General features: G+C 63.9%; 6 protein-coding genes. 1 reads left to right on the plus strand and 5 read right to left on the minus strand.

Annotation, left to right across the window (positions count from 1 at the left end; genetic code table 11):
- Positions 1-134: 134 nt before the first annotated feature.
- From RTP54_RS30980 to RTP54_RS30990, 3 genes are all read right to left on the minus strand, one after another.
- A complete protein-coding gene (locus RTP54_RS30980; protein ID WP_409517236.1) occupies positions 135-1,412 on the minus strand; it encodes an alpha/beta hydrolase in 1,278 nt (425 codons plus the stop codon).
- 173 nt (positions 1,413-1,585) lie between these two features.
- Positions 1,586-2,530, minus strand: coding sequence for a glyoxylate/hydroxypyruvate reductase A (locus RTP54_RS30985; protein ID WP_312367898.1), 945 nt, complete (start codon positions 2,528-2,530; stop codon positions 1,586-1,588).
- A 14-nt stretch (positions 2,531-2,544) separates the two neighbouring features.
- Positions 2,545-2,958 carry a VOC family protein gene (locus RTP54_RS30990; protein WP_312367900.1) on the minus strand — a complete coding sequence of 138 codons (414 nt, stop codon included), beginning with the start codon at positions 2,956-2,958 and terminating at the stop codon, positions 2,545-2,547.
- A 93-nt stretch (positions 2,959-3,051) separates the two neighbouring features.
- On the opposite strand from RTP54_RS30990, the gene RTP54_RS30995 reads away from it, so the two are divergent.
- Positions 3,052-3,921 (plus strand): LysR family transcriptional regulator, encoded by an 870-nt coding sequence (locus tag RTP54_RS30995; RefSeq protein WP_312367902.1) that lies wholly within the window; start codon positions 3,052-3,054, stop codon positions 3,919-3,921.
- 81 nt (positions 3,922-4,002) lie between these two features.
- Here RTP54_RS30995 and RTP54_RS31000 read toward each other — a convergent pair whose 3' ends face one another.
- Together RTP54_RS31000 and RTP54_RS31005 are read right to left on the minus strand one after the other, a co-directional pair.
- On the minus strand, positions 4,003-4,248 hold the full coding sequence (locus RTP54_RS31000) for a helix-turn-helix domain-containing protein (protein ID WP_312367904.1): 246 nt from the start codon (positions 4,246-4,248) through the stop codon (positions 4,003-4,005).
- Between the two features lie 158 nt (positions 4,249-4,406).
- Positions 4,407-6,044, minus strand: a complete 1,638-nt coding sequence (locus RTP54_RS31005; RefSeq protein WP_312367905.1) for an acetolactate synthase large subunit — start codon at positions 6,042-6,044, stop codon at positions 4,407-4,409.
- Between the last annotated feature and the right edge of the window lie 299 nt (positions 6,045-6,343).

Here is a 6,343-nt window from a genome sequence, read left to right on the forward strand (position 1 = left end):
GATGCCTGCGTCCAGTCGTCAAAACGAAACGGGGCATGGGTAAAGCTGTAGACGGGACGCGGCAACACTAGGCGACATCTGACGCCCAGGGAGCGGCAGCTGAAAACACCCAGGCGCCGCTCGCCACGCCTTGCCTAGCGCACGCATCCCGCTGTCGCGGGCTGCGACGGGGCGCAACGTTTGGCGGGCGCCGTGCGATTGGCGTTGCGCGCCGCCGCCCCGCCCAGATGGTCGGCATAGTTGTCGCGCGTGTCCTGATCGACCACGGCGACGGGCGCTGCAAGCACGAGACCCGCCGCATTGCCGACGGCCGCCGCCGTTCCGGTCGTTGCCACAAGGATCTGATCGCCAAGCCCGACGCGGCTGTCGGTCAGTGTCTGTCCATCGGAGATCCGCGCGCCGATCAGCTGAACGATTTCAGGCGATTCCGCGAACTTGCCGTGATTGAGGCTGTCGCCAGCCTTGATCTTCGTCAGGTCGATCACGGTGATCTTGTTGTCCGCGAGCTCCTTCTTGTAGGGCTCCTGTTCCGGGTCGATGGCGCCAAGCCTCGACACATCGCCCCACACGCGGCGCGAAACGGCAAGCGCCCGGTCGTCGCGGGAGACGAACAACGTGAAATCCGGGTGTTTCTTGCCCATGTCGTCGATCTGCTGGCGGAAGACGTCGACGTCGACATCGGGTGCCGCGAGCATGACGTTCTTGAACTTTGCCGGCAGCTCGCCATTGCGGATCGCCATCTGGCGCAGCGCCTCCAGCGTCAGCCAGTTGCCCATGGAGTGCGCGAGGATAGAGACCTCCTTCACCTCCGGGTCGTGGTAGAGATACTGAAACAGGTTTTCGAGCGCATTGCGCGTGTAGTTGGTGCTCTCGCGGTCGTAGCCGTAGGCTAGCAGACTGCCGCGTGACGGCCAGGTCACCAGGATGGGCGCACTGTGAACGCGGGAATCGTGCACGATCTGGGCGAAGCGATAGACGGAATCCTCGAAACGGTTGTTAAAACCGTGAATGAAGACGAGCACGCTTCGGTCAGGCGTCTTGCGAACGCTGGCGCTCAGCCATGATTTCGCGCCGGGCATGTCGAGGCTTTCGGCCTTCAGCGTTGCAAAATCCGTTGCCGGATTGGGCGGCAGCTTTTTCGGCCAGGCAACTTCGCCCGTCTTGCGAACCGAGGGAATGGACACTGTCATGTCGACGAAGGTGGCTGCCTCGGCGCGCTCGCCGCTATACATCTCCCCGGGATTGGCCGAACGGCTGCGCGTGGTCGTGATCAGCATGTTGACCCGGCTCGAATCCGGCGCGGTATCTGCAACCGGCGTCAGTACACCCTTCGGATGCCCGCCACAGGCGGCGAGTGTGAAGGTAAACAGGACGACCATCGCGCCGGCCTGAATTTGTCGGAGAAGCACCATGCTTCCCGCGCCGGTTTTCCTGCTCATGTCATCCCCCTGTCAAAACGCAGCACAAACAGTCCTGAGCTGGCCCTCGTCTTATTTTTGGGATGCTAATGCACGGAGTGGTTACAAGGCAAGCGCGCCGCGACCCGCCGTCAACGGCCAACCGGTTGGAATGCGGTGCTGCGGCGTTAATACCCGCGCCGGATATCGATCGCCGTGGGCAGGGAGCCGGTCGCGTAATAGTGCTTGATATTGTCGGCAACGATCCTGGCGGCCGTGTTTCTGTCGGTGGGTGCCGAGATGTGCGGCAGCACCGTGACGCTGTCATGCTGCCAGTAGGGCGAGGTCGGCGGCAAGGGCTCCGTTTCGAAGACATCGAGCACCGCATGAGCGATATGGCCGGCATCGAGTGCGGCGAGAAGATCGCCATCGACGATGATCTGTCCCCGGGAAAAATTGATGAGCTGCGCGCCTGCTTTCATCGTCGCCAGGCGGCCAGCGTCGATGAGGCCACGGGTCTCGTGCGTCAACGGCAACAGGCTGACAACGATATCGCTTGTGCGCAGTAGCCGATCGAGCCCGTCCGGGCCGTCCATCATGTCGACCCCTTCGACCGGCTGCGGCGAACGGGCCCATCCGCTGACCCGGAAGCCTGCCCCATTCAGTCGTCCGGCCGCCGCCTTGCCGAGCAGCCCCATTCCGAGGATGCCGACGGTGAGATCACCGGGCCGGCGATAGGCATGCTGGCGCCAGGTTGCCGTATGCTGTTGCCGGCGATAGGCGGGCATGTCGCGCTGGAGATAGTAGGTCCATGCGAGCACGGCCTCTGCCATGACCCGCCCCAGTTCGGGATCCTCTAGCCGGACAATCGCCGGCGCGGCCTCGCCGAGTTCGGCGACGAGCCGTTCGACGCCGGCCCAGAGACTGTGTATCCAGGCGAGATTGGGAAGCGCTGCCACATCGCGCGGGTCGGGATTGGCGACAATGGCGATTTCGGCGGCGTCGCGCTGTTCATCGTCCATCGCGTGAAAGGGCAGGATTTCGCTTTCCGGCAACAGCTTCGCCAGGAGCGCTGCCCAGGCCAGTTCGTCGGAGCGGTCGATGCGCGTCACCAGGGCGATCGGCTTCCTCACATCTCCCTCCCTTGTCAGCGTGCAAATAGGCTGTCGAAATCAGCAAATCCCTTGATCTCGATCGGATTGCCGCTCGGATCGAGGAAGAACATCGTGCGCTGCTCGCCGGGCTCGCCTTCAAAGCGCACCACCGGCGGGATGTCGAAGCGCACGCCCTTTTTCTCCAGCCTGCCGGCCAGCGTCAGCCAGTCCGAGAGCCGCAGCACCGCGCCCAGATGCGGCATCAGCACCATGTGGTTGCCGACCTTGCCGGTGCGCGTCACTTCGAAGGGCTTGCCGAGATGCAAGGACAGCTGGTGGCCGAAAAAGTCGAAATCGACCCAGGTGTCGGTGCTGCGCCCTTCCTCGCACCCCAGCACGTCGCCATAGAACTGGCGCGCGGCATCGAGATCCGTGACATGGTAGGCAAGGTGGAAAAGCGATTTCATCTACAACTCCTGTGACGTCGATTGACACAGGGATAGCGGCTTGCGAGGCTAAGAAAAACTATGTTCTTCTTTTTCTGAGAGTAAGGATCGCTGTTGGACATTCGTTTTCTCCAAAGCCTGGTCGCCACGGTCGAAACCGGGTCGATCGCGGCGGCCGCGCGCCGGGAAAAGCTGACGCCGGCCGCCGTCAGCCAGCGCATCCAGGCGCTCGAGCGGGCGCTTGGATGCAACCTGCTCGCCCGTGGCGCCCATTCGGCCCAGCCGACGGAGGCCTGCCTTTCGCTGCTGCCGCGCGCTCGGCTTCTGATCCGCGAAACGGAAAACCTACGCTACGATGTGGCAGGCGGCGGGCTTGCGACCGAGTTGAAGATCGGCGCGATCTCGACGGCGCTGACGGGCATTTTCCCGACGGTACTGGACGCGCTCTCGCGGCAGGCGCCGAGCCTGAAGCTGATCCTGCGCCCCGGCTCGTCACTACAGCTCTATGAACAACTGCTTCAGGGCGAGCTCGATGCCGCCGTTCTGGTCGAGCCGCCCTTTGCGCTGCCCAAGGCAATGACGGCGCATGTCATCCGCCGTGAACCGCTGAGTTTCATCAGTCCCGATCCGACTCTGCCCGCCGATATCGACGAGCGCATACGGCTGGCACCTTTCGTTCGCTATGATCCGGGGTCATGGGGCGGCCGGCTTTGCCAGCGATACCTCGCCGACGCCGGCCTTGATCCGGACATCCGCTGCGACATGGACGCGCTGGAGACGATCGCCATCCTGGTCGCGAGCGGCATGGGCAACTCGCTCGTTCCGGCCTGGCAGGGCCTGCACCGGGACGGCTTTTACCTCACCGAGGTGCCCGATGCCGCCCTCTACGAGCGCCGCATCGTCTTCCTGCATCAAAGCGTGCCGGGGCGACCGACGCCGCTCCGGCTCTTGCGGGAGGTCTTGTCGCAGGCATGTTCGGCGTGAGCTGCAATCGGGAAAATGCGGTGATGGCATCCGGCTCGCGGCCGCAAACGATGCCGGCCACGCGCAAGGCCCGTCCGGGGATCAGCTGAGCAGGAAGGTCGCCACGGGCAATTGCAGTGCGGCGGCAATCCGCCGGAGCTTGCCCGGGTCGGCATCGGTGCCGCGCTCGATGCTTTCGATTTCGAGGTCGGTCAACCCGCAGGTGAGCGCGAGTTCATCGACGCTGTAGCCGACGGCCTGGCGGGCGCGTTTGACGGCATCGGCGATATCGACATGGGCGGAGGCGCCAGCAGTGGTGGCATCGAGATTGTTGATCGAAACAGTCATGAGGTGGTCCTTCGGTTGCGCGCGAAAGCGTGGCTTTCGCGTGAAGGCGGCTTGCAGCCTTGAGAACCCGGCTGGAAACGGGCCGAGTGTGCAGTGCAATATAAGTCGAAAACATGGCAGTGCAAGACGTCGCCACCGAAGCGACCTTTGGCGCCGCCCTAGGATCGGGTGCGCAGCTCATCGACGAGCACGCGCATGTTGTCGGCGTAGTCGATCGGTACATCGACAAGATGCACGCCGCCGCCGGCGAACGCTGCCTCCAGCACCGGCACCAGCGCCTCGGCGCTCGTCACCCGCGAACCCTTCGCCCCGTAGGCTTCCGCGTAGCGCACGAAATCCGGATTGCCGAATGTCAGCCCGAAATCCGGAAAATCGTCGACAGCCTGTTTCCAGCGGATCATTCCGTAGGCGCTGTCGTTGAGGATGACGACGACGAGATTGAGCCCGAGCCGGACGGCCGTTTCCATTTCCTGGGAGTTCATCATGAAGCCGCCGTCGCCGCACACCGCCATGATGCGGCGTTCGGGATGAAGCATCGCTGCCATCATGGCCGAGGGCAGGCCGGCGCCCATCGTTGCCAGCGCATTGTCGAGCAGCAGCGTGTTGGCCACATGGGTGCGGTAATGGCGGGCAAACCAGATCTTGTACATGCCGTTGTCGAGGCAGACGATGCCGTCTTCCGGCATCACCTTGCGCACGTCGTGGACGATGCGCTGCGGCGTGATCGGGAACCGGTCGTCGTCGGCACCTTCATTGAGCTTTTCGAGAATGGCCTGGCGCAGACCGATGAGCAGCGGCTCGGGGTCGAGTTTGCCGCCAAGCCGGTCGGCCAGCGACGTCACCGACGTCCCGATGTCGCCGATCACTTCCGCGTCGGGGTGATAGACCTGTTCGACATTGGCTGAACTGTAGCCGATATGCAGGACCTTGGGCCCGCCCTCGCTGCGCATCAGGAAAGGCGGCTTCTCGACCGTGTCGTGCCCGACGGAAATGATCAGGTCCGCCTGGTCGATGGCGTCGTGCACATAGTCGCGCTCGGAAAGGGCGGCGGTGCCGACATAAAGGTTGGACCCGCCATTGACCGAACCCTTGCCCATCTGGGTGTTGAAGAAGGGAATGCGCATGCGGCGAACGAAGGATGACAGTGTTTCCACGAGCCGGGGGCGGCTGCTGGCAGCGCCCATCATGATGAGCGGCCGCTTCGCCGCAAGGATGATGTCGACCGCCCGGTCGATGGCGGCTGAGGGTGCGACCGGGCGGTCGAGCGGATGGACGGCGATGATGGGTGCCGCATCCGTGGTTTCGCCGGCGACATCCTCCGGCAGTTCGAGATGCACGGCGCCGGGCCGCTCTTCCATCGCCACGCGAAAGGCGTCGCGAACGGCGGCCGGGATGGCGCCGACACTGACGATCTGCCGTGTCATCTTGGTGAGTGGCTTCATCGACGCGACCACGTCAACGATCTGGAAGCGTGCCTGACGGGCCGTCTTGATCGGCTTTTGCCCGGTGATCAGGATCAACGGCATCGCACCGAGATTGGCGTAGGCGGCGCCCGTCGAGAAATTGAGCGCCCCGGGGCCGAGTGTGGCGATGCACACACCCGGCTTCCCGGTCAGCCGCCCATGCGTCGCGGCCATGAAGGCGGCCGCCTGTTCGTGTCGGGTCAGGACCAGCTTGATGCGGGACTTGCGAAGCGATTCCACCACATGCAGGTTTTCCTCGCCGGGAACACCGAAGATGCAGTCGACCCCTTCGTTCTCCAGTGCGGCGATGAGGACGTCGGAACCCTTGATCATCAGTCGGACCTTTCAGCTGGTGTGACCATGGCGCATGGGGCAGCACATGGAGCCCGCAAACAGTATCGTCCTTGGTTGCGGACGCAACAGCATTTCGCGCGGTGTCTGCGCCAGCAGGCCGCGGGCGGCGGGCACGCCCGTTGCTTCGCTCGATCGTGCTTTCCTGCCTTTGGGGTGAAGGGCCGGCACGGCGTGGTGGTGCGTTTGTGGTGGCGGGGACGGTTGCAGGCGGGTTTGCCGGAGCTCCAGGCCCGGAACCCGACTGCTTTTGGGCTGTGTTTGCCCTGTTGAAAACCCTC

This window comes from Ensifer sp., assembly GCF_031989085.1.
Lineage (GTDB): Bacteria > Pseudomonadota > Alphaproteobacteria > Rhizobiales > Rhizobiaceae > Ensifer.

Coding starts and splice junctions, on each gene's coding strand:
- RTP54_RS30980 (WP_409517236.1), bottom strand. CDS start 1,412: ATGGTGCTTCTCCGACAAATTCAGGCCGGCGCGATGGTCGTCCTGTTT.
- RTP54_RS30990 (WP_312367900.1), bottom strand. CDS start 2,958: ATGAAATCGCTTTTCCACCTTGCCTACCATGTCACGGATCTCGATGCC.
- RTP54_RS31000 (WP_312367904.1), bottom strand. CDS start 4,248: ATGACTGTTTCGATCAACAATCTCGATGCCACCACTGCTGGCGCCTCC.
- RTP54_RS31005 (WP_312367905.1), bottom strand. CDS start 6,044: ATGATCAAGGGTTCCGACGTCCTCATCGCCGCACTGGAGAACGAAGGG.